A 21,994-nucleotide genomic window follows, 5' to 3' on the forward strand; every position below is an offset into this window, starting at 1 on the left:
CGGCGGGGCACGAATTCCCCGTATTTCTCGACGATTGTAGCTCTTTCCGAGGCTGGCACGCGCGCTGCATTGCACGACGCCGACCGGTCGCACGGCGCGCCGGTCCTTGGAGGGCTGTCGAGAGATGATGCAAGGGCGAGATGCTTATCGGGAAGATGCGAGCGCGTGCCGAATGTCCTGCGACCGCGAGTTGGTCGACGGGATGCTGCGCAACGAGACGCAGGCGTGGAGTGAGTTTCAGAGCCGTTACGATCGCTTGATCCACCGCTGCATCACGAAGGTTACCCGCCGCTTTCCGTCGATGGTCTCGGGCGACGACGTTTTCGAGATTCAGGCCCAGCTTTTCTTATCCCTTCTTTCCAACGAGATGCACAAGCTCCGGACCTTCGACCCGGAGCGCGGCAATCGCTTTTCCAGCTGGCTTGGCTTGCTTGCCATTCACTGTGCTTACGATCACTTGCGCAGCCTGCGCCGGGAGCCGAACAAGGCGTCGCTGGCCGAGGCCACCGATTTGGCGTGCCAACTCCCCGATCCGTTCGAGTGCGTGGCCGAGCGTCAGCGCGCGGCGATGGCCGCCGACATGCTCGATGGTTTCAGCGAGAAGGACCGCGCGTTCGCCACGCTGTACTTCGATGAGGAGCTGGAGCCGAACGAGATTGCCGCGCGCATGAACATCAGCGTCAAAACCGTTTACTCGAAGAAGCATAAAATTCAGTCCCGCCTCGAATCGGCGCTTTCCACGGCGGTCGAACACGCCGCTTGAGGGGGGCGCGCTCGGTGGTATAAGCCTGGCACCGTGGCGTCCTCTTCATCCCGCACTGGCCTGTTGGTACTCGGCACCGCCATCGTTTGCGTCTTCGGCAGCGTGGCTTGCTCCTCTGAAGACGGAGACGCTCCGAGCCATCGAGAGCCCGATCCGCTGGGTGCGGGAAAACGCATTCGCGAGGTGGTGAATCCATCGCTGAAGACTCAGGGCGACGTGGACGTGACGGGGGCCGAAGTCATTTACATCGACACCTTCGACGAGACCCAAGACGGCAAGAGCCGCGGCACGATCTACGTGCAGGACGTCGGTTCGCAGGCCCCATACTCGGGCATTTCGCTGTATTCGCCGTCGTTCATTCCGTCCAGCCTGCGGGTTTCCCCGGGCGACGTGCTCGATTTGCGCGGGCCGTACGTGGAGATGCAGGACATCGGCACGGCGCACTTTCCGACCGGCCACAAGCTGCCGCAGCTGTCCACGCCCATCGGCACCTTTCGCTACGAGACGCCGCCGCCCGCACCGGTCGAAATCAACGCGACCGATTTGAACGACTACGATACGGGGCGGAAGTGGTTGAACATGCTCGTCACCATCAAGAACGTGACGGTGTCCGACACCCCGTTCCCCAGCGGAAAGCGCCTCAGCGTGCACATCACGTCGAACACGACCCGTGACGCCGTGACGATCACCAACGAGTTTTACGATGTGCAGGCCGCAGACATCGCGAAGGATACGAAGTTCGCGTCGGTCACCGGCATCGTCACGTGGTTCTTCAATTACCACGTCGTTCCGCGTTCGCCCGCCGACCTCGAGCTCGCGGCGCCTTAGTCGCAATCGCGCCTTGGGAAGCGCGTACCTCTTCTTCCTCGAGCAAGCCTTTGGCGCGCACGAACGCGGCCACCTTTTGCATGGGAATCCGCGCGGGGCAGCGCCGTTCCAGCTCGGCGAGCCGCGCCTCGGGAACGGTCGCGAAGGAGCGCATGGCGGCGTCGAAGTCCGGCATGCTGCGTGACGATGCGAGCATGAGATCCATCGTGCCGGCGTAGACGCCCGACGAACGCGCCACGCGAAGGCCCTCGCCGAGATCGCACAGCCCGCACGCGATGCATCCGCTCAACGTGGGCAACGTGCGACGTTCCTCCGGCGTGAGCGGGGGGAGCCGATCGAGCGCGTAGCTTCGTTGAAATGCGCGAAGCCCGCGTCGCTTGCGCGTCAGCGGCGCGAAGAACGACTCGAAAAGCGTGGCGAGTAGGCACGTGGCCAAGAGCCAGATGGCGTGGATCCGCTCCAAGACCCCGAATGTGCTCGTGCTTGGCTCGAAGCGCAAGCCGTACTACCTCTTGAAGTAGCGTCATGCCCCCGCCCCCTTTGCTCGCCCAGGTCGCTTACCTCTTTGCGCTCGCGACATCCCTCGGTGCCACCTCCGGTTGCGGTGGTGGTCATGGCTCGGAGCGCAGCTTCAACGCGCCAGGCAACACGCAGATCGAGACCGCCAGCAACGACTACTCCTTCGTCGATCGCAGCCGCCAGCAGCCCGGCAAGCCCGACGAAATCGGAATCGCGAGCTGGTACGGGAAAAAGTTCCAAGGCAGGAAGACCGCGAGCGGCGAGCGGTACGACGCGCGAGCCATGACCGCCGCGCACCGCAAGCTGCCCTTTGGAACGTGGGTCGAGGTGCGTCGGGTCGACACGGGATCGACCGTGCGCGTGCGCATCACCGATCGCGGACCTTTCGACGATTCGCACAAGATCATCGACCTGTCGCGCGCCGCGGCGGAGAAGATCGGCTTGGTGCAAATTGGAGCGACGCGCGTCGAACTGCGCGTCGTGCGCGGACCGGAATAAACGCGGCCCTCTCGCGATTATCCCTCGACGAGCTTCAGGCTCGTGGCGAACGTGCGTGCATACTCCACGTAGTGCTGGGCCGAGGCCGCGATCCATAGGAGATCTTTCTCGGTGACCTCCCGCACGACCTTCGCCGGCCGCCCCAGGACGAAGGAGCGCGCAGGGATCACCGTGCCCGGCGTGACGAGCGAGCCTGCCCCGATGAAGCAATCGTCCCCGATCTTCGCGTCATCGAGCACGATGCTTCCCATGCCCACCAGGACGCGGTGGCCGATGGTGCAACCGTGCAGCAGAGCCAAATGGCCGATCGTGACATCGTCGCCGACGACGGTGTTGTTGAGACCTCCCGTCACGTGGATCACCGCGTTGTCCTGCACATTGCTGCGCGCGCCGATGCGGATCGCGCCCACGTCTCCCCGCAAAACGGCGCCGAACCACACGCTGGACTGCGCCTCCAGATGGATGTCGCCGATGACCGTAGCTTGGGGACTCACGTACGCGCCTTCCCGGAGGATGGGGCGCGTCCCTTCGTATTCATACAGGGGCATTTTCTCTTTTCGTCCTGCTTGAGTTTTGTACGCCGAATCACTCGCGCACGATGTCGCATCGTACGAAGTAGCAAGGGCACGGGAGGCCGGGAGAGAAGGGAGGCCGCCGCGAAAAGGTGCTCGAGCGAAGATTATCCTCGCGCGCTCACCCGCATCGTAAGGAGGGACGATGCGGGTGGGCGCGATTATTTATTGCGAAATCACCGGCAAAGACCGCACTTGTCGCACGACGGCAGGTCGCGCGCGTTCGTCGGAAAGACCGAGTGCGGCGAGCGCTCCATCCTGCGGGCGGCCCGAAAGCGAATGCTTGTTCGCGCGCACGATCTCCACGGGAATCACGTGCCCGATCCACGACGGCGAGCCGCCTTCGAGGTGCACGATTTCGTTGCGTTCGGTTCGACCCTGCAGAAGCGAGCCACTTGCTTGCTTGTCCGTCTTGCTCATGCCCTCGACGAGGACCTTGGCCTGCGTTCCCGCGAGCTTCATCAGGTGCGCTTGCCCTTGGGCTTCGACGACCTCGAACAGCCGAGCAAGTCGCTCTTTCTTCAGCTCTTCCGGCACATCGTCGATGAGCTTCAACGCAGGGGTGTTTGGACGCGGTGAAAACTTGAACGCGAACGCCGCCACGAACCCCACCTCGCGCACCAGCGAGAGGGTGCTCTCGAAGTCCTCGTCCGTCTCACCCGGGAAGCCGACGATGATGTCCGTCGACAGCGTCATGTCCGGCCGTGCGCGGCGAAGCCGCTCCGCCCGCTCGATGTACTCTGCACGCTTGTAGCGGCGGATCATCCGCTTCAACATGCGGTCGCTTCCCGATTGCACGGGCAAGTGCACGTGGTGAGCGAGCACATCCAGCTCGGCATGCGCGCGGGCCAGCGACTCGGTGGCGTGGCGCGGGTGCGGGCTCGTGTAGCGCAGGCGAAGGAGGCCGGGCACCTCGCTCGCAATCTTGCGCAAGAGCCAAGGAAACTGCGACTCGTCCGGATCGTCGCTCTCGGGCGGCGGCAGCTCCGGATCGCGGAAGCTGTCGACCGTCTGACCGAGAAGGATCACTTCCCGCGTCCCCGCATCGACCAGCCGCGCAATCTCGTCGACGATCTGGCGCGCAGGGCGGTAGCGCTCCGGCCCGCGCGTGTACGGCACGATGCAGAAGGAGCAGCGCTCGTCGCAGCCCTTCATCGTGGTGACGTAGCCGCTGACCAGAGCCTCCCCGGCGCGTGGAGCAGCCGACAAAAACTGCGGCGCATCGATGTCGAAGACGGTGCGCGCCATGGGCGGAGAGCCCGAGAATTGTGCCTCCACCAGGGCCGGAAGCTCGTGCAGGTTGTCCGGGCCGATGACCAGATCGAGGTGGCGGATGCGCGAAAGAAGCTTCTCACCCTCCTGCTGGGCCACGCATCCGGCCACGCAAAGCACGACGTGAGGCTTTTCGCGCTTCAGCGGCAAAAGCTTGCCCACCTCACTGCGGACCTTCTGTTCGGCCTTGTCGCGGACGCTGCACGTGTTGAAAATGACCAGATCCGCCTCTTCGAGCGCGCCCGGCTCCCAGCCGAAGGCCTGGAGGGATTCCTCCATCCGCTCCGAATCGTGGACGTTCATCTGGCAGCCGAACGTCTTGAGGCAATAGCGACGAGCCATCATTTGAAAGCCAGGCCGTTTAGCATACTCTTCGTAGGGATATGGGCGAGCCGGCACATTTTGACACCCTGGTCGATATCTATAACCGCAGCATCGAGAAGTTCGCCGATCGCGAGCTCTTCGGAACGAAGAAAGAGGGGGTTTGGCACTGGATTACGTACCGTGAGTTCGGCAAGCAGGTCGACGGCTTTCGCGGCGGGCTCGCCGGCCTCGGCCTGACGCGGGGCGACGCCGTGGCCATCATCGCGGACAACCGCGTGGAGTGGGCCGTGTCCGCCTACGCCTGTTTCGGCCTGGGGATCGCGCTCGTGCCCATGTACGAGGCGCAGCTCGAAAAGGACTGGGAGTTCATCGTCCGCGATTGCGGCGCCAAAGCGCTCGTCGTCTCCAAAAAAGACATTCTGCAAAAGGCGAAGAAGCTTTTGGAGCTGATTCCGACGCTCCAGCACATCATCGTCATGGAAGGCGAAAGCGACGGCCACACGATTCATTCGTTTGCCGCGTTGATCGAGGCCGGCGAGAAAAAGCCGGTGCCGGTCATCAAGCCCGAGAAGAAAGACGTCGCCTGTTACATCTATACGAGTGGCACCACGGGGGTCCCCAAGGGCGTCATTCTGAGCCACAACAACATCGCCTCCAACGTGGAGGGCGCGCACAAAGCCTTCCCCATGGCCTCGGAGGATCGCTCGCTCTCGTTCTTGCCGTGGGCGCACTCGTTCGGGCAGACCGTGGAATTGCACGCGCTGTTTTCCAATGGCGCATCGATGGGGCTCGCCGAGTCGATCAGCAAGATCCTCGACAATTTGGCCGAGGTTCAGCCCACCTTGCTCTTTAGCGTGCCGCGCATTTTCAATCGGCTTTACATGGCCGTACAAAAGCAGATTTCCGAGAAGCCCGCCGTGGTGCAGGCGATGGTCAAAGGCGCACTTCGCGCGGCGGCCAAGCTGCGCGTGGGCGAGAAGCCGTCGTTCGGCGAGGGCATCATGCTCAGCCTGGCGAACAAGGTGGTCTTCTCCAAGGTGCGCGCCAAGTTCGGCGGGCGTCTGAAGTACGCATTCTCGGGCGGCGCGGCCATCTCGCGCGAGGTGGCGGAGTTCATCGACGGCATCGGCGTCATGGTCTACGAGGGCTACGGCCTCACCGAGACGAGCCCCATCGCCACGGCGAACTGCCCCTTCCTGGGCCGCAAAATCGGCTCCGTGGGCAAGCCGTTCCCGGACGTTCGCGTGGTCATCGATCCTTCGAGCGGGAAGAAGACGGAGAGCGGGCGCGACGAAGGCGAAATCATCGTCTACGGGCCCAATGTGATGCAGGGCTACCACAATCGGCCCGAGGAAAACGCGGCGGTGTTCACCTCCGACGGCGGCTTCCGCACGGGCGACATGGGCTACATCGATCCCGACGGCTTCGTGTACATCACGGGTCGCATCAAGGAGCAGTACAAGCTGGAGAACGGCAAGTACGTGGTTCCGACGCCGCTCGAGGAAGAGATCAAGCTTTCTCCGTACGTGACCAACGTGATGGTCTACGGAGACAATCGCCCGCACAACGTCGCGCTGGTGGTGGCCAACGTGGACGCGGTCAAAGCGTGGGCCGAGAAGGAAGGGCACTCGTTGTCGAGCGGCCCGGCCTTGCTCGAGGATCCCAAGGTGCGGGAGCTTCTCGGGAAGGAAATCGAGAAGTACTCGGAGAAGTTCAAAGGCTTCGAGTCGGTGCAGGACTTCGCGATCATCGACAGCGATTTCACGACCGAAAACGGCATGCTCACGCCGAGCCTGAAGCTCAAACGCCGCAGCGTGCTCGAGAAATACGCGCCACTTCTCGACGCGCTCTACAAGAAAAAGGCCGAGTCCAAGGCCCAGCGCCCCCGCGCCGCGGTCTAAGGCCACGGAGAGTCCGCTGCGCCCGTAAGAGGAGAGGATTTACAGGAAGACGGGAAGACGGGAAGGTTTTAGGATTTCCGCGCGGCGGCGTGAGCCAACTGAAAATCCAATCTCAAATCCTTCCTGTCTTCCCGTCTTCCTGTGAATCTCTCAATCTCCTGCGACCATGGACGCGTAGCGCCCGGGCGTTCGCCGGGCTATGAATGAGCGGAAGCATGCAAAGCCATAGCCGGGCGCGTTCGGGCTGGATCGTCTTCGCGGCATGGACGGCCGCGGGGATCGTGTCCGCGGTCGAGACCTACTTCTACTGCAACGAGTTCAAGGGCATGCGGGTCTCGCTCGCCGCATGCTTCGTGGGGCGCGTGCTGCCCTGGTACGTGTGGGCGCTGGCCACGCCGCTCATCTTGCGGCTCACCGCGGGGGAGCGCACGGCCTCGTGGCCGAAGTGGCGGCTGGTGCTGGCGCATACGCTGCTCTTCTTCGGCACGTGCCTCGCGTTCTCGTTGTTCTATCCCGTGGTGGACGTGTGGATGAAGCTCGCGATGGGCGGGACCCTCACCTACGGGCAGCGCGTCTTGCGTTCGCTCATCGGGTGGGTGTCCGCCTTCGTCTTTGCCTACGGCATCGTGCTCTTCGCCGGTGCGACGATGAGCGCGAACCAACGCAAGCGCGAGAGCGAGCGGCGCGAGGCGGCCCTGGCGACGGAGCTGGTGCGGGCGCAGCTTTCCGCGCTGAAGTCGCAGCTGCAGCCGCACTTTCTCTTCAATACGCTGAACACGGCGGTCGCCTTCGTGCGGCAGGGGGACGTGAAGACCGCCGAGCGCACGTTGCTCCTGCTGAGCGACATGCTGCGCGACGTGCTCCGCCAGGTGGACTCGACGGACGTGACGGTGCGCGAAGAGGTGCAAATGTTGAAGCGGTACCTGGAGATCCAGGAGCTCCGCTTCGCCGATCGCCTGCGCGTCACCTGGACCATCGACCCGCAGGTGCTCGAGGCCCGGGTGCCGTTGCTCCTGCTCCAGCCCGTGGTGGAGAACGCCGTTCGCCACGGCATCGCGCGCCGCGCATCGGCGGGCATGCTCGAGATCCGCGCCCGTCGCGAGGGCGACCAACTCGTGCTCGACGTGCGCGACGACGGCCCCGGCCCGCCCGAGGGCTTCGTGCTGTGCGCTTGCCCGGGGCTCGGCCTGCGCAACATCCGCGAGCGCTTGGAGCAGCACTATGGCGGCCAAGCGGAGTTCCGCCTCGAGCGCGTCGAGTCTGGCGGCACCTTGGCGAGCATCTCCTTGCCCTTCCACACCGAGCACGATTCGGGGACCAAGCGCGTGGCGCAGCCGGCTGGCCCCGTCTCGGCCGAGCACGTGGCGGCGTAATCGCGCTCGATGACGAACGCTCCCTCCGTTGGCCCCGAGCTCCGCGTGCTGATCGTCGACGACGAACCGCCCGCGCGCGCGGGGCTGCGGCACCTCTTGGCGCGCCATCCCGACGTGGAGATCTGCGGCGAGTGCCGCAACGGTGCCGAGGCCATCGAGGCCATCCGCCGCGATCCGCCCGGGTTGGTCGTGCTCGACGTGCAGATGCCCGAGTACGACGGCTTCGAAGTGGTGCGGCAGGTGGGGCCGTCGTTGATGCCGCCCGTCCTGTTCCTCACGGCCTTCGACCAATTCGCGCTGAAGGCCTTCGAGATCCACGCCGTCGACTACGTGCTCAAGCCGTGCAGCCAGGAGCGCTTCGACGAAGCCCTGGCCCGCGCACGCCAGCGCATTCGACAGAGCGAGCTCGCCGCGATCGGCCAGCGGCTTGCGCATCTGCTGCAAGACTTGGAGGCGAAGCCCGGGGCGGGGGAGCCCGTGCGCTCCAGCGCCGTTCCCGCGGAAACGGCCTTTGCGGAGCGCTTCGCGATTCGCTTGGGCAACCGTTCCTCCATCGTCGAGGTGCGCGACATCGATTGGATCGAGGCCGACGACTACTGCTGCAGCATCCACGTCGGCGCCGAGACTCACGTCATGCGCGAGAGCTTGCGCGCCCTGGAGGGCCGCCTCAACCCGCTGGAATTCGTGCGGATCCATCGCTCGGCCATCGTGAACGTGCGGCGCATCCGCGAGGTCCATGGCACGGCGGGTGGGGAAGCCCTGGTGGTGCTCCACACGGGGATCCAGATCCCGGTGAGCCGGCGCAAGCGCGCAGAGCTCGAGCGGCGGATCGGCCGTCCGCGGTAGGCCATCGCCGGCCCACCTGCCGGTCGCTGCACGGCCAAGACCGCTCGCTGCAGTTGGAAGGCGCAGCGCGGCATGCCCGGCTAGCGTGAAGGCTGCCATGGCCAGATTGATCCTCGTTTCACTTCTCGGACTCGGCGTGGTGACCGGCTTCGGCCTGGCTTCCGCCACGCAGGTGAAGGTGGCTACGTTCCACGCGCTCGGCCAAGCCGACGAGGCACGCGCCGCCGTCCACGTAAAGGTCCAGTTCCAGCCTTGGGGCGCGGACCGCGCGTATGCAAAGTTCGCTGGCTCGATGCGGGTGGGAGCCGTCAGCGGTGTGCGCTGGGCGGTTCGCGCGGGCACGCCGGGCAAGACGCGTCGCTGGTCGACGGAGCTCCCGTATCCCGAGAGCGCCCAGGGCTCTCTGGACGACGCTTGCACCTGATCCGCTAGAAATCCTCGTGCTTCAGGATCGCCTGCGCCGTCGTCCGGCAGTCGTCCTGGATGGTGACCGTGTGTCCGCCGGCGGGGAGCGGCTTCACCAGCTCGAGGTGCGCACTCGGATCGCTACCCAAGCTGACATCGCTGTCGGGGCCGGCGAGGAGCGAACCTTGCACCCACGAGGCGAGGGGCACGTCGTCGACGAGGATCTCGTGGGCGACGATGATCTCGATCTTCGCGGTGGCGTAGGGCATCGTCCAATCGGCCAAAATGGGCAGCTCGTTCAGCACCGCCTTGGCCCCCGGCGGAAGGTAAATCGCACGAAAGCCGCCGGCGCCCCACGCATGCACGGCGACGACCCGCCCGCGCCCCGCCAGGCGAACGGCCTCGAGGCGCTCGACGGTGCCGCGCCCCGGCGCCGGCAGCTGCCGACCCTCGCGCGGAAACGTCTCCGGAAAGACGAGCCACCGTGGACTGCCGGCCGGGTTCGTCACGCGCAGGTCGAAACCGTAGACCGCGTGGGGGCGGCCTTCACCGCGGATCCCCACCGAATCGAGCCTCCCCACCGCATCGCGGCACGGGGTTGGACCGCTCGGGCGTCCATTTGTTGCCATGGCAACGGATTTTCGTGGGCCGCCGCCATTTTCGACGCATCCCGTGACGGCGAGGCCGAGCGCGCATCCGAACATGAACCACCGAGGAGCCACCCGATGAGGGTACATCGATCATCGCGGTACGCGTTTGACTCGTCGCGCGCTACGCTTACGTTTCTCCAACGCCCATGAGCCAATCCCTCGTTGCTGCAGTCGTACAGCTCTCCAGCCAGGCCGACGTAAGTCAAAATCTCCAACGGGCCGAAAAGCTCATCGAGGAAGCGAGTGCTGCGGGTGCCAAGCTCGTCGCCCTGCCCGAGAACTTTGCCTTCATGGGCGATCAAGATCAGAAACGCGCCATCGCCGAACCGGTGGAAGGCACGGGCCCGATCCTGAACTTCGTGCGCGCCACGGCCAAACGCCTCGGCATCCACCTCGTGGCCGGGGGCTTTCCCGAGCGCAGCGAGGATGCGAAGCGCCCGTTCAACACGTCGCTGCTCGCCGGTCCCGAGGGCGACATCCTCGCGGCGTACCGCAAGATCCATTTGTTCGACGTGGACCTTCCCGACGGCACGCGCCTGCAGGAAAGCGCCGCCACGTCGGCGGGCGAGGAGCGCGTGGTCGCGTCCATCGGCCCCGCCATGCTCGGGATGACGGTTTGCTACGACTTACGCTTTCCCGAGCTTTTCCGCGCCCTCACACGCCGCGGCGCGCGCATCGTCACCGTGCCGGCCGCGTTCACCGTTCCCACGGGCAAGGACCATTGGCATGCGCTGCTTCGCGCACGCGCGATCGAGGACCAGATTTTCGTGCTCGCGCCGGCGCAGACGGGAAAGCACCCTCTCGGGCGTCAAAGCTACGGCAAGAGCCTCATCGTCGACCCGTGGGGCGACGTGCTCGCGCAAGCTGGGGAAGGGGAGGGCATCGCCGTCGCGCGGCTGGACTTCGCGTACCAGGATCGCGTGCGCTCGGCGCTCCCGTGCCTCGATCACGTGCGTCTCTTGTGATGAGAATACCGCTCATCGATTTGCGCGCGCAGCATGCGGCCATCGCCGACGAGCTGATGGCCGCCGTGGGGAAGGTCATCGGCGAGCAGTCATTCATCTTGGGCGCGCGGGTGGCCGCCTTCGAGCAGCACCTCGCCGAGTACGTGGGCGTGCGGCACGCGGTCGGGGTGGCCTCGTGCACCGATGCCCTGCGCCTGGCGCTGGTCGCGTCGGGCATCGGTCCCGGCGACGCGGTCATCACCACGCCGTTCACCTTCGTGGCGAGTGCCGAGGCCATTGTGCGGGCAGGCGCGACGCCGGTGTTCGTCGACGTCGATGCCGATTCGGTGCACCTCTCGCCGGAGCGCGTGGCCGAGTGCATCCGCACATGGCGCGGCCCCGAGCGGCTGCGAGCCATCTTGGTCGTGCACCTGTTCGGCGCGTGCGCGGACACGAAGGCGCTGTTCGAGCTCGCGCGCGCGCACGGCTTGGTTCTCGTGGAGGATGCCGCGCAAGCCCTGGGGGCGGTGCGCGATGGCGCGTCGGCGGGGGCGGTGGGGCATGCATCGGCGTTCAGTTTTTTTCCGGCGAAGACACTGGGGGCCTGGGGCGATGGGGGCGCTCTCGTCACCGCGGACGACGCCATCGCCGCCCGCGTCCGGCGTCTGCGCCAGCACGGTGTCGAGGGCGGGCGCGTGATGGAGATTGGCGAAAATAGCCGGCTCGATGCACTCCACGCGGCGGTGCTCGACGTCAAGCTGCGCCACCTCGACCCATGGATCGCCGCGCGAAGGCAGCGGGCACACCGCTACCGCGAGCTCTTGGACGGCGTGCCGGGCCTCTCGTTCTTCGACGCGCTCGACGACGATGGTACGCACAACCCGTACGTCGTGCGCGTCCTCGAGGGGCGCGATCGCGTCCTCGCCGCACTGCGCGCCCAGGGCATCGACGCACGGGCGTATTACGATCGACCCATTCCGGACGAGCCGGCCTTCGCCTCGACGCCGCACCACCGGGCCGCCATGCCGGAGGCCGAAAAGCGCTCACGCGACGTTCTGGCGCTGCCCCTATGCGCCAACCTGAGCGAGGCGTCGCAGCAGGAGGTGGCGGACGCGCTGCGCCGCGCGCTATGAGGGGGAGAACATCGTGCCGCCTCACGTAAATCGGGCTCGTATGCCGCGACGCCGTCGGACCCTCGTTGCGTGGTACATCGCCTCGCCGTTCTTTCTCTTCGGCGTGTACCGCGCCGTGGGGCTCTTCGTGGTTCGAAATTTCGACCTCGGAGCGCTGTCGCAGGAGCGGCGCACGGAGCAGATCCGGGAGCAGTCGCAGGCGCACCTCGAGCAAGTCGCGCAGGAGCACGGCATGACCGCCGACGAGCTTCGGGCGCGCCTCGCGGAGGACGAGGCCCGCGAAGCCGCGCGTGCAGCGCCCGTGGAAACGGGGGCCGCGCTGCAGACCCTTGCGCGCGAGGCGTCGTCACGCAAAGCCGCTCCCGTCGCCGTTGCCGCATATGCCCTGCTCGGCGCGCTCCAGCGCCGCGATTGCGGTGCGGCCACCGTCGCCGCGGCGGACCTGGACGCGAAAATAGCGGCCAGCGAAGAGGGCTCCACGCGCGAGACGCTCACCGAGCGCGCTGTCCGCGTGCATCGCGGCATGGCCCTCATCTGCACGAACGACCTGTAGCCGCCTGGTTCGATCTAAAGATGCTGCCGGGCGATGTCCGCCCACGTGCCTTGAGGCTCGAGCTCGAGGTATCGCTTCCAGTGCACCCGGGCCCTGGCCCGCTCGCCGAGTTGCTCGAGCGCCATGGCCAGGTTGAAATGCGCGTCGCTGAAGCGCGTGTCGCGCAGCAGCGCTTTCTCGAACGAGGCCACCGCGTTCTCCGCCTGGCCGCGCTCGAGCATCACGTAGCCCAAATTGTAGTGCGCTTCCGGCTGCGACGGATCGATGGTCAACGCGTGTTGGTAGAGCGCCTCCGCGCCTTGATCGTCCCCGCGGCGAAACCGGATGTTGCCCAGGTTCGTGTACGCGATGGATAGCTCCGGATCGAGCTCGATGGCCCGGCTGTACAAGCCCTCGGCCTCGTCGTACGTCGCCGGATCCTCATCGAGGGTGCTCGCCTTGACGTAGAGATCGTAGGCGGTCCGCGCTCGGGTCGCCGCCGATTCCGGTCGAAGCACACGCACGACATCATCGCGCAGCCCGCCAACCTGGAAATCGAGCACCATCTGCCCGGTGACCGGCTCGAAGGCGCCATCTTGCGCGCGCACCACCACTTTGCGGCCGTCGCTCACGATGCGCAGCTCTTGAAGCGGCCGCGTGACCTTGGGAAGCGTCTGCTTCAGCGCGCCGATGGCCTTGGCCATCTCCCGCGGCTTCACCTCTTTCGAGAGGAGCAACGTGGCCCGCAGGGCGATCAAGTCCTGGAACGTGTACGCCCGGCGACCGTTGCGCGTGCCCGAGGGCGACACGATCTGCGTGCGGTCGAGCGTGCGCAGCCGGCCCTCGCTCAGATTGAGCAGGCGCGCCACCTCTTTGGCCGAAAAAAGATCGGTGACCGGCTCGACGGGGGACGCGTCGGTTTCCCGCCGTTTGAGCGGGCTGCCATGGGCTGGGGCGGCCCCTCCCGTTCGGGATGCCTCGAGGTTCGCGGGATCGACCCGACCGCCGCCGGCGCCGAAGTTCACGCGAATGACGTTGGCGAACGCATCGCGCTTTCGCTTTTTCCGCCGTTCGGCCTTGTCGGCCTTGTCTCGCGTGGTGCTTTCGTTCGTCGAATCCGTCATGGGACCGCTATCGACGCTCATAACGGAACGTCGCCGCGCATCCTGCCCCGACGGCGCTCTTCGATCAACGGTGCCTGAATGTCGACGTCGATTCGTAGGCCCCGCTCATCCGGCTCGATCCTCAGCTCGCACGAAGCACGACCGAGCGGTGCAGCGGCGCGAATGGCCGCTTCCCGCTTGGCAATTCGCAGCGCACGGACGCGAACATGGGGGTCGCGCGCCGCCACTTCGGCAAAAAGGTCCCGCTCTTCGGATTTTTCGAAGGGAACCGTCACGATCAAGCTGGTGGAGCCGTACCAAACGGCCCCGTCGTTCTCCACCCGCGCCGCGCCCTCGCTGATGACGTCGGCCGAGGTCAACAAATCGCGAAATCGTCCATCGGAAGCGCGAACAAAAGAAGTCTGCCGCGTTCGGAGAAGCCGTTCTCCACGCGTCTTGGCCAGTGAAGGCCCCGGTCGGGATGTCACGATGCGGATCGTGCCGGGTTACGGCATCGCCGACAACTTTTCTTCCACGGGCTCCCGGTCCAGGGGAACGACGATGGATTCCACCGTGATTCCCGACGGGGTCGATTCGATCCAGGTGGCATTGGCAAACGCGCCTCCCGCGCTCCGGGGAGCCTCCCCCACGCTTCCAACGTTGATGACACGAACACCGGAGATGGTTCGGTCGAACGGGACGTGGCTCATGCCGCAGACCACGACGTCGGCCGGGTCGTCGCCGAGCAGGGCGTCGATTTCCTCGTCGCTCATGTCGTGCGAGAGCGCTTCCGACGCGTCGACCGGGGAGCCGTGGACGAGGAGAAGCTCGCCGCCGTCCTCCAAGGGAAGGCGCACGTGGGAGGGCAGGCGCTTGATGCGTTCCAGAATGAGATCGCCCAGCTCCGCGCGCGACGAGCGCATGCGTTCGATCATGCGGCGCTCGTGATCGTTGCTGGGGCGGAGATCTTTCGGATCCAGCGTGGCGATCGCGCGGTCGGTTACCCCTTGCACCAAGACGGCGCCTGCGCTGGTGAGACGGCGCCACGTTTCGAGCGGCGCAGGCCCTGGGAAAACGACGTCGCCCGCGACGAGCAACTTGTGAAAGGAACGGCGCTCCGCGGTCGCCAATACGGCGGCGAGGGCGTCGACGTGACCCTGGATGTCCGAGATGCAGAGGAGAATCATCGTGCTCTCAACAAGCTTAGTCGGCGCGATGCCATTTCGCGAGGTGATCCTAGCTCACACCCGTCGTGCTATGACGTGCTATGAGCTGAGAGGTGCGTCGAGCGCCATCGCAGAGGGGCCCGCGGTGGCGCCTTCCTCGACGCGACGCACAAGTGCCCCGCGCGACTGCACCACGAGCATGGTGCGCTCGAGCCTCGTTTCAAGCTGCGCCTTGTCCGTCACGGAAACGTAACCGAGATCGTGGAGCTCCGCGGAGCGAGTGGGCCACACCCCATCGTCGTCACAGCGCACGTAGCTCTTCGAACCGTGAAGCACGGCCACGCCTTTTCAACGTTGCCATGGGGGGTGCTCGAGGCGATGCCGTCGCGAGCTTCATGAAGCCGCGGAACAATCCGATGGCATTGGAGCCGTCACCACGGAAGATCGAAGCGCCCGCCTGCGGTGGCGGTCGCAACGCACGCTTCGCTTCGGCAAGCGCGAGAGACGGCGAACGTACGAATGAGCAGGCTCCGCCTTTTCTCGTGTTGAAAGGATTCACGCTACGCGATGTCTTCCAGAGCGGGTTCCAACTGAAATAGCGTGTCCGTCATGCTCGACCGAGCGCGCAGGTGAGCGCGCAAGTGCGCGGACGATTCCTTCGTTTTCTTCGTTTTGTCATGAACCCGATCGGCATTTCGGGCGTAGTATTCGCCATAGTATTGCATGGCGACATGTCCTACCTGTCGTACGCAGTATCCGGAGGGATCGATCACCTGCGCGAAGGACGGTGACACGCTCCTGCCAGACGCTGCATTTTTAGGGCTCGATCGAGAGCTCCCTCCCGGCTTTTTGGTCGGTGAATACCGCATCGAAGGAAAGATCGGCGAGGGAGGGTTCGGTTCGGTTTACCGTGCCGTGCATCCACTCATTGGCAAAGCGGCGGCGATCAAGATCCTCAGTCGCCAATACTCGTCCAACCCGGTGGTCGTGGCCCGCTTCATCGCCGAGGCCCGCGCGGTCAATCAAATTCGGCATCGCAACATCATCGACATCTTCTCCTTCGGCGCGCTCGACGATGGACGGCAGTACCTCGTCATGGAGCTCTTGGAGGGGAAGCCGCTGGATCGCTATCTGCAGGAAGACAAAGGCAGGCTCACGCCGGAAGAGGCCATTCCCATTTTGCGTGGAATTGCCCGCGCGCTCGATGCTGCGCACGCCTCGGGCATTTTGCATCGCGACTTGAAGCCAGAAAATATTTTCCTATCGTTCGATGAAGACGGAGAGCCTTTTCCGAAATTGCTCGATTTCGGAATAGCGAAATTGGTGGGAGGGGGCAAAGGCTCCGATCCTTCAGATGGATTGGCACGTCCCGGGGTGATGTCTGCGGCGGCAAAGACGCGCACCGGCACGCCCATGGGGACTCCCTATTACATGTCACCGGAGCAATGCCGCGGAAAGGATGTCGATCATCGTACCGATATCTATTCCTTTGGTGTGCTGGCGCACGAGCTGCTCACCGGCGACATCCCCTTTCGCGGCGAGGACGTGGTCGAGCTCTTGATGAAGCAAACCACCGCGGAACCCCCGCCGATGTCCTCGGTGTGCCCGGCGGTTCCTCGGGTGCTCGACGTGCCCGTGTTGAAGATGCTGGCCAAAGATCCTGCGGCGAGACCCCCGTCCGCGGGCGCCGCGGTCGAGGCCTTGGCGGTGGCCGCCAAGGACGCGGGCTTCCGTGTGACGCCGTTGGCGAGCGGACCGGTGTTGCCTCCGCTGGCGCTATCCGGGGTCTCCGTCGTGAGCGGGCCGAGGCTGACGCCGAGGAACGCGACCCTCGAGTCGGCGGAAACGCTGGACGACGCGCGAACGCCGACGATGGCGAGGCGGAGTCCCGGCCCGCACACCTTTGGCGCGGCGGCCGCCGACGTGCGCACGAGCGCACCACGGCGGCCCAATCGGCGTGCGCTGATTGGATTTGCCGGCGTCATCGTCATCGCGCTGATCGGTATTGGCATGGTGGCCACGGGGGTGGTGGGGCGGGCCAAAACTCCGCTGGCGGAGATCACGCAAGTCTCCGCCCCCGCATCCCCCCCGGTTGTCGCGCCCGAGTCCAAGGTGGAGGTTGCCCCTGCTTCGAAGGCGGCGCTGCCCGAGTGGGCAACGGATGTCGCGATCTCCGTCGAGGCCACGCCTGCGAATGCAACCATCTGGAAAGATGGTGCGAAGATCGGCGACGCACCCGGCCCCATTTCGCTTCCGCGCGCGCAGGGCACCGTCAAGTTGACGATCAAGGCCGAGGGGCACAAACCCTCTGAGATTTCCGTCGATACGACGAAGGATGCGACGTTCGTCGTCGCGCTCACGAAGATCGTACGTTCGACGCACGTGCCCGCGAAAGCGTCGGCCACGGGGGCACGCAGCGAGATACCGACCGATATCAACGAGAAATAGGAAATGAAGATTCTTCAACGACTCGGCGCGTTGCTCGTTCTGGGAACGGTGTGCCTTGCGTCGTGCCAAACGCTTCCCGATACCGGTGCCTGCGGCAATGGCGTCGTCGAGGTCCAGCTGGGGGAGGTCTGCGACGGTACCTCGACCCTGGCCGGAACGGTGTGCAACGCGGCATGCCAGTACGCGTGCGTGCGCGGGGCCGATGCCTCGGACGGGGTGGGGAAGTGCCCGGGCGGCTATTACTGTGGCGCCGATTCCGTCTGCCGCGCACCCTCGGGCCAATTCGCGCGCGACGACAATGCGTCGATGGCCTCCGACGCCGACCGGATCGACGTGGCCGATGTGGACGATGACGGTTCGCTCGACCTGATTGCCACGTCCACCGGCTTTACCCGCGTCCACTTCTTCAGCGGCGGCAAGTTCAGCGAGGTCACGCTCATCCCCAACAAGGGCTCGACAGCGCCCATCGTCGCGCCCCTCACGGGCGATGCGCGCACGGATTTGCTTTTTCCGTCGCAACAGATTTCCGTCTGGCAAGGGCTTTCGGACCGCACCTTGGAGCCGATTCAGTATCCGAGCCTCGTCTTGTCGGGGGCCGGCGCGCGAGATGCTCAAAGCTTCGTCGCCGATACCCACGCGACCTTCGGTACCGACCCGTCGCCGGGGGACGAGACGTACCTCTTTCGCCCGAAGCCCGGCGGAGGTTCGGACATCGAGCTCGAACGCGGGCTCAATCTGACACCCGTGCAGACGCTGCGCGGCCCCGCCGATCAGGTGGCCGGTGAGGTGCAGGTTGGGGACATCGACGGCGACAATTGCCCCGATGCGGTCTATGGCTTTCTGCGAAGGTCCATCGGCAGCGGCACGCCCGGGGTCGACCTCTTTTTCCCGTGCAAGGCCATTCCGGGGGGCGTCCTTCCGTCGGCGCCGCTTCCCGCCACGGAGCCGGCCATCCGCTTTCCCAGCGTGCCCGGGCGGCCGTCGGCGCGTTATGTCGTCGGGGAACGGGGCGTGCTCTTGGCCGACTTCGACGGCGACGACAAACTCGACGTTCTCGTTCATGCCGAGATGGACACGGACAATGCCTCGGACCGGGCATCGTTCGCCGCCATCCTTCTAGCCTATGGCGTCGGCGACGGTCGCTTTCAATCGACGCCGCCCCACGACAGCGTCACCGGCGACGGTATGGCGGCCATTCTGGACGGCGGCCCTCTCGACTTTCCCAAGGCGCGTGGTGCCGTCATCTTTCCGTTGGCCGCGGAGCAGCTCACCAACCGCGGGTCGAATCCGGACAAGCTCGCGGATTTCGTGTTCCCGGAGCAAATTTTGCTGCGCACGAAGGGCTTTCAAGACGGCGGCTCGGTGAGGAACGTAAAGATCCCCGCGCCCGGGGGCATCATCTGGCGGGAGGCTCTGGTTGGGAATTTCAACACGGATGGGTTCTTCGACATCCTCGCCGGTTCGGAGAATGGGTTCGACTTCTACTCCGGCACGCAAGACCCCAGCGTGATGACGCCGTTCCCGTTCTCGGTGCCGAACGGCGCCCAGAACTTCGCTGTGGGGGACTTCGACGGCGATCGGACCAACGATGTCGCGTTCTCCAGCTCGAACGAATTGTTCGTGGCCTTCGGCACCCAAAGCGGGCCGAACGCACCCACGAGCATGGGACGGTTTCCGTCGATCGAGCACGTGGAGGCGGGAAAGTTGGCCGTGCCTGGTCAGGTCCCCGATGGGCTGGCCGATCTCGCCGTCATCGGAACGGACACGGGCGAATCGAACGCGCCCTTCCTCGCGCTCCTCACGGGGTCGATCTCGCGAAAGCTGGTCGCTCCCTTGCGGCTTCACGTGGAGGGCACACCCGCCACCGTCGTGGATTCGTTGATGGCCGCGGCCGGCGTTTTCGACACCACGAGCCGCGGCCTCGACATGGCCGCCATCGGCGAGCCGCTCGCGCAGGGCGATGTGTTTACGCTTTGGAACATTCCCCTCACGGGAGATGCCCGCGTGATCACCAACAGCGTGTCCCAGCGCGGATTCAACTTGAGTGCGCTGGGTGGGGCCGTCGCGACCGACGTCGATTGGGCCAGTGCGGCCACCGCCGCCATGGATCTCGACGCGCCCGCGGGGGCCGACGCCCTGGACGAGCTGATCATCGCCGTACCGCCCAAGCCCGAACTCGATTCGGAGCAAGAGGACATTACGCGCGGTGGCGCCCTGATCGTGGGCCGGCTGGGGAATGGCACGTGGGCCACGCAATCGATGGCGGTGCTCGGGGGAGGCAAGGGGACGGCGAAGACCCGGTTCAAGTGGAAGCTTCGGGTGACCGATGTCGACGACGACAAGGTGAAGGACCTGGTGGCCCTGTACTTCCAGGACGGGGCGCCCAAGCTGCAAGTCTTCTTCAACGACCGCACCGGCAACCTTGGCGAGCCGCTCACCATCGACGTGCCGGGGCAACGCATCGTCGACTGCGCATGGATGCGGGCCGACGAGCTCTCCACCGACGAGAACAAGAAGGACCTGGTGGTGCTGACGATCGACGACCAGCGTCGCTACGGGCTGTTCCTCGTCAAGAGTGACAAGGCCAAACGAGGGTTCTTGCCCGCGAAGTCCGTGGCCGATTTGGGGATTCGCGCCGAGGCGAATCGCGAGTTTCGCGCGAGCATCGCCGCCGGCGACGTGACCGCCGATGGCGTGGACGACATCGTGGTGTCCGCCGCCAACGCCGTGACCCTGTTCCGCGGGAGGCCGCGATGAAGCGTCGGTTTCTCGCGGCGTGCCTTTTCCTCGCCCTCGGGGCCGGCGGCCTGCTCGCCCATGACGCGCGGGCCGCGGAGGCCAGTGCGGAGGAGTCGGAGCGCGCGAAGATGCTCTTTTCGTCCGGGGCACAGGCCTACGCGTCGGGGCAATTCTCGGCCGCCATCCAGGCCTTCACGGAGGCGAACCGCATTTTGCCGCGGCCGGCGATCGTCTACTCGCTGGCGCAAGCGCACCGACGGCAATACTTCATCGCGCGAAAGCCGGAGAACCTGCGCGCGGCGGTGGCCAGCTTCCGCGCGTACATCGAGCAGGTTCCCGACGGCGGCCGGCGCGCCGACGCCGCGCAAGCGCTTTCGGAGCTGGAGCCGATGCTGGCGCACCTCACCCCGGAGCCGTCGCCGGCGGGGCCGAAGGAGGCGCAAGAGCCGCCCAAAGAGCCGCCGCGCCTCATGATCACCACGCAGCCGAGCGGCGCCACGTTCACCATTGATGGCCGTGAGCGCCGGCAGGCGCCGTACGCGGCGGAAGTGACCCCGGGCCGGCACCGCGTGCGCGTGACCTTGGACGGGTACTTCGACGAGGAGCGCGAGGTGCTCGCCGTCGATCGCACCTTGGTGCCCGTCCCCGTCGAGTTGCGGCCGCGGCCGGCGCACCTGGTCATCCGCGCGCCGTCGGGTTGCGACGTGTGGCTCGATGGGCGGGTCATCGGCACGGCGCCCTTGCCGGAGTCGATCGAGCTGCCCTCGGGATCGCACCTCATCGCGGTCACGAAGAACGGCTACAAGGCGTACTCGCAGGAGATCGACTTTCGCCATGACGAGCGCCGGAGCGTCGACGTGCACCTGGAGGCCACGGGGCAGCGCGTCGTGGCGCGCTCGCTTCTCATCAGTGGTGGGGCCTTGGTGGTGGCGGGCGGCGTATTTTCGTTCCTCGCCTTGAACCGGGAGCAGGCGGCGCAGGACGTCTCGGAGGCGCAAACGCGCCGCCCGGCCACGTTGAGCGACCAGGAAGACTACCGCGATGCCCGCGACGCGCGCGATCGCTGGCGGACGGGGGCCATTCTGGCGTTCTCCCTTGGTGGGGCCGCGCTCGCTACCGGGCTCGTGTTTTACGCCTTCGACCGGCCCACGGTCATGGCGCCTCGCCTCCGCCCCGAGCAAGAGCGCAAGCCCCGGCCGGCGAACCCCCTGGAGCCCGTGGAGATGTCCGTCGTGCCCTTCGTGGGTCCGAGCTTCGGTGGGGCGACCATTTCCGGTAAGTTCTGACCAACGTGCGCAATCCACCGCTCTTTCCCGCCTTCGTCTCGCAGCACAGCGTCAACTTCGACAAAGATGCGCCCGATCTCGGGGCGCAATTTCCCGGCATCGCGCTCCCCGAGTCGCTCGGGCGCGCCGTGCCCAAGCGAAAGGCGGAGTTTCTCGCTGGCCGCTTTTGCGTGCGCGAGGTGCTGCGCCGCCTGGCGCCCGAGCATGCCGAGATCCCCGTCGGAACCGGCAAGAACCGCGAACCGCTCTGGCCCGACGGGTTCGTGGGGGCCATCACGCATACATTGGACTTCGCCTCGGTGGCCATCGCCCGGGCGCGCGATGCTCACGGCATCGGTCTCGACGCCGAGCGCGTGATGACCGACGACAATGCGGAGCGTCTGCTCGACAAGATCGCCTCGCCCCAGGAAATCGCCCAGATGAAGCGAAAGACCGGGTGGGGCACCGGCGTCGCCCTCACGGTGACCTTCTCCGCGAAAGAGTCGGTCTTCAAGTGCCTGTACCCGCAGGTGCAGCGCTACTTCGACTTTTCCGATGCGTGGATCGAGATCCTCGACGGCGAACGCTTCTCCGCGCGCCTCCTCTCCACGCTCACGCCATCGCTCACCGCGGGCCGCACCTTCGAGGGCCGCTTCGAGCACGACGCCGTCTCGGTGTGCACCGGGATGGTGGTCACGCCCTCGACGTAATTC

General features: G+C 65.8%; 22 protein-coding genes. 14 read left to right on the plus strand and 8 right to left on the minus strand.

Annotated elements, in window-relative coordinates:
- The first annotated feature begins 172 nt into the window (after positions 1 to 172).
- A complete protein-coding gene (locus LVJ94_18590; GenBank protein WXB09230.1) occupies positions 173 to 763 on the plus strand; it encodes a sigma-70 family RNA polymerase sigma factor in 591 nt (196 codons plus the stop codon).
- A gap of 33 nt (positions 764 to 796) precedes the next feature.
- Complete coding sequence (locus LVJ94_18595) at positions 797 to 1,591, plus strand: hypothetical protein (GenBank protein ID WXB09231.1); 795 nt, start codon at positions 797 to 799, stop codon at positions 1,589 to 1,591.
- On the opposite strand, the gene LVJ94_18600 is transcribed toward LVJ94_18595, so the two are convergent.
- A complete protein-coding gene (locus LVJ94_18600; GenBank protein WXB09232.1) occupies positions 1,536 to 2,090 on the minus strand; it encodes a hypothetical protein in 555 nt (184 codons plus the stop codon). The genes LVJ94_18595 and LVJ94_18600 overlap by 56 nt on opposite strands.
- 26 nt (positions 2,091 to 2,116) lie before the next feature.
- Here LVJ94_18600 and LVJ94_18605 point away from each other — a divergent pair, with 26 nt between their 5' ends.
- A complete protein-coding gene (locus LVJ94_18605; protein ID WXB09233.1) occupies positions 2,117 to 2,608 on the plus strand; it encodes a septal ring lytic transglycosylase RlpA family protein in 492 nt (163 codons plus the stop codon).
- 17 nt (positions 2,609 to 2,625) lie between these two features.
- On the opposite strand, the gene LVJ94_18610 is transcribed toward LVJ94_18605, so the two are convergent.
- Entirely contained in the window at positions 2,626 to 3,156 is a 531-nt protein-coding gene (locus tag LVJ94_18610; GenBank protein ID WXB09234.1) for a gamma carbonic anhydrase family protein, read from the minus strand.
- A gap of 189 nt (positions 3,157 to 3,345) precedes the next feature.
- Positions 3,346 to 4,797 carry a tRNA (N6-isopentenyl adenosine(37)-C2)-methylthiotransferase MiaB gene (miaB, locus tag LVJ94_18615; GenBank protein WXB09235.1) on the minus strand — a complete coding sequence of 484 codons (1,452 nt, stop codon included), beginning with the start codon at positions 4,795 to 4,797 and terminating at the stop codon, positions 3,346 to 3,348.
- 38 nt (positions 4,798 to 4,835) lie between these two features.
- Between miaB and LVJ94_18620 the strand changes: the two genes are divergently transcribed.
- From LVJ94_18620 to LVJ94_18635, 4 genes are all read left to right on the plus strand, one after another.
- Positions 4,836 to 6,677, plus strand: coding sequence for a long-chain fatty acid--CoA ligase (locus LVJ94_18620; GenBank protein ID WXB09236.1), 1,842 nt, complete (start codon positions 4,836 to 4,838; stop codon positions 6,675 to 6,677).
- A gap of 215 nt (positions 6,678 to 6,892) precedes the next feature.
- On the plus strand, positions 6,893 to 8,050 hold the full coding sequence (locus LVJ94_18625) for a histidine kinase (GenBank protein ID WXB09237.1): 1,158 nt from the start codon (positions 6,893 to 6,895) through the stop codon (positions 8,048 to 8,050).
- Between the two features lie 9 nt (positions 8,051 to 8,059).
- Positions 8,060 to 8,896, plus strand: coding sequence for a response regulator (locus LVJ94_18630; GenBank protein ID WXB09238.1), 837 nt, complete (start codon positions 8,060 to 8,062; stop codon positions 8,894 to 8,896).
- A 97-nt stretch (positions 8,897 to 8,993) separates the two neighbouring features.
- Positions 8,994 to 9,320, plus strand: a complete 327-nt coding sequence (locus LVJ94_18635) for a hypothetical protein (protein WXB09239.1) — start codon at positions 8,994 to 8,996, stop codon at positions 9,318 to 9,320.
- Between the two features lie 4 nt (positions 9,321 to 9,324).
- Here LVJ94_18635 and LVJ94_18640 read toward each other — a convergent pair whose 3' ends face one another.
- Complete coding sequence (locus tag LVJ94_18640) at positions 9,325 to 9,930, minus strand: hypothetical protein (protein ID WXB09240.1); 606 nt, start codon at positions 9,928 to 9,930, stop codon at positions 9,325 to 9,327.
- Positions 9,931 to 10,097: 167 nt separating this feature from the next.
- Here LVJ94_18640 and LVJ94_18645 point away from each other — a divergent pair, with 167 nt between their 5' ends.
- Genes LVJ94_18645 through LVJ94_18655 form a run of 3 tightly spaced genes read left to right on the plus strand, consistent with a single transcriptional unit; the run spans position 10,098 to position 12,581 of the window.
- Complete coding sequence (locus LVJ94_18645) at positions 10,098 to 10,916, plus strand: carbon-nitrogen hydrolase family protein (protein WXB09241.1); 819 nt, start codon at positions 10,098 to 10,100, stop codon at positions 10,914 to 10,916.
- Positions 10,916 to 12,028: a DegT/DnrJ/EryC1/StrS family aminotransferase gene (locus tag LVJ94_18650; GenBank protein WXB09242.1), complete on the plus strand. Its 1,113-nt coding sequence runs from the start codon at positions 10,916 to 10,918 to the stop codon at positions 12,026 to 12,028. Before LVJ94_18645 ends, LVJ94_18650 begins: the two co-directional genes overlap by 1 nt.
- A gap of 40 nt (positions 12,029 to 12,068) precedes the next feature.
- Complete coding sequence (locus LVJ94_18655; GenBank protein WXB09243.1) at positions 12,069 to 12,581, plus strand: hypothetical protein; 513 nt, start codon at positions 12,069 to 12,071, stop codon at positions 12,579 to 12,581.
- 14 nt (positions 12,582 to 12,595) lie between these two features.
- Here LVJ94_18655 and LVJ94_18660 read toward each other — a convergent pair whose 3' ends face one another.
- The 4 genes from LVJ94_18660 to LVJ94_18675 form a co-directional block, all read right to left on the minus strand.
- Positions 12,596 to 13,684, minus strand: coding sequence for a tetratricopeptide repeat protein (locus LVJ94_18660; protein ID WXB09244.1), 1,089 nt, complete (start codon positions 13,682 to 13,684; stop codon positions 12,596 to 12,598).
- Positions 13,685 to 13,701: 17 nt separating this feature from the next.
- The gene (locus LVJ94_18665) at positions 13,702 to 14,046 is read right to left on the minus strand and encodes a hypothetical protein (GenBank protein ID WXB09245.1); all 345 of its coding nucleotides are present in this window, start codon (positions 14,044 to 14,046) and stop codon (positions 13,702 to 13,704) included.
- Between the two features lie 123 nt (positions 14,047 to 14,169).
- On the minus strand, positions 14,170 to 14,850 hold the full coding sequence (locus tag LVJ94_18670; protein ID WXB09246.1) for a metallophosphatase family protein: 681 nt from the start codon (positions 14,848 to 14,850) through the stop codon (positions 14,170 to 14,172).
- 78 nt (positions 14,851 to 14,928) lie between these two features.
- Positions 14,929 to 15,165, minus strand: a complete 237-nt coding sequence (locus LVJ94_18675; GenBank protein WXB09247.1) for a hypothetical protein — start codon at positions 15,163 to 15,165, stop codon at positions 14,929 to 14,931.
- 387 nt (positions 15,166 to 15,552) lie between these two features.
- Here LVJ94_18675 and LVJ94_18680 point away from each other — a divergent pair, with 387 nt between their 5' ends.
- The 4 genes from LVJ94_18680 to LVJ94_18695 are packed head-to-tail and all read left to right on the plus strand — an operon-like array spanning position 15,553 to position 21,991.
- Positions 15,553 to 17,277: a protein kinase gene (locus tag LVJ94_18680; protein WXB09248.1), complete on the plus strand. Its 1,725-nt coding sequence runs from the start codon at positions 15,553 to 15,555 to the stop codon at positions 17,275 to 17,277.
- Positions 17,278 to 17,280: 3 nt separating this feature from the next.
- Positions 17,281 to 20,034, plus strand: coding sequence for a VCBS repeat-containing protein (locus tag LVJ94_18685; protein ID WXB09249.1), 2,754 nt, complete (start codon positions 17,281 to 17,283; stop codon positions 20,032 to 20,034).
- On the plus strand, positions 20,031 to 21,302 hold the full coding sequence (locus LVJ94_18690) for a PEGA domain-containing protein (protein ID WXB09250.1): 1,272 nt from the start codon (positions 20,031 to 20,033) through the stop codon (positions 21,300 to 21,302). The genes LVJ94_18685 and LVJ94_18690 overlap by 4 nt, the downstream gene beginning before the upstream one ends.
- A 5-nt stretch (positions 21,303 to 21,307) precedes the next feature.
- Positions 21,308 to 21,991 (plus strand): 4'-phosphopantetheinyl transferase superfamily protein, encoded by a 684-nt coding sequence (locus tag LVJ94_18695; protein ID WXB09251.1) that lies wholly within the window; start codon positions 21,308 to 21,310, stop codon positions 21,989 to 21,991.
- Positions 21,992 to 21,994 lie beyond the last annotated feature (3 nt).

Source organism: Sorangiineae bacterium MSr11367, assembly GCA_037157805.1.
Classification (GTDB): domain Bacteria; phylum Myxococcota_A; class Polyangia; order Polyangiales; family Polyangiaceae; genus Pendulispora; species Pendulispora rubella.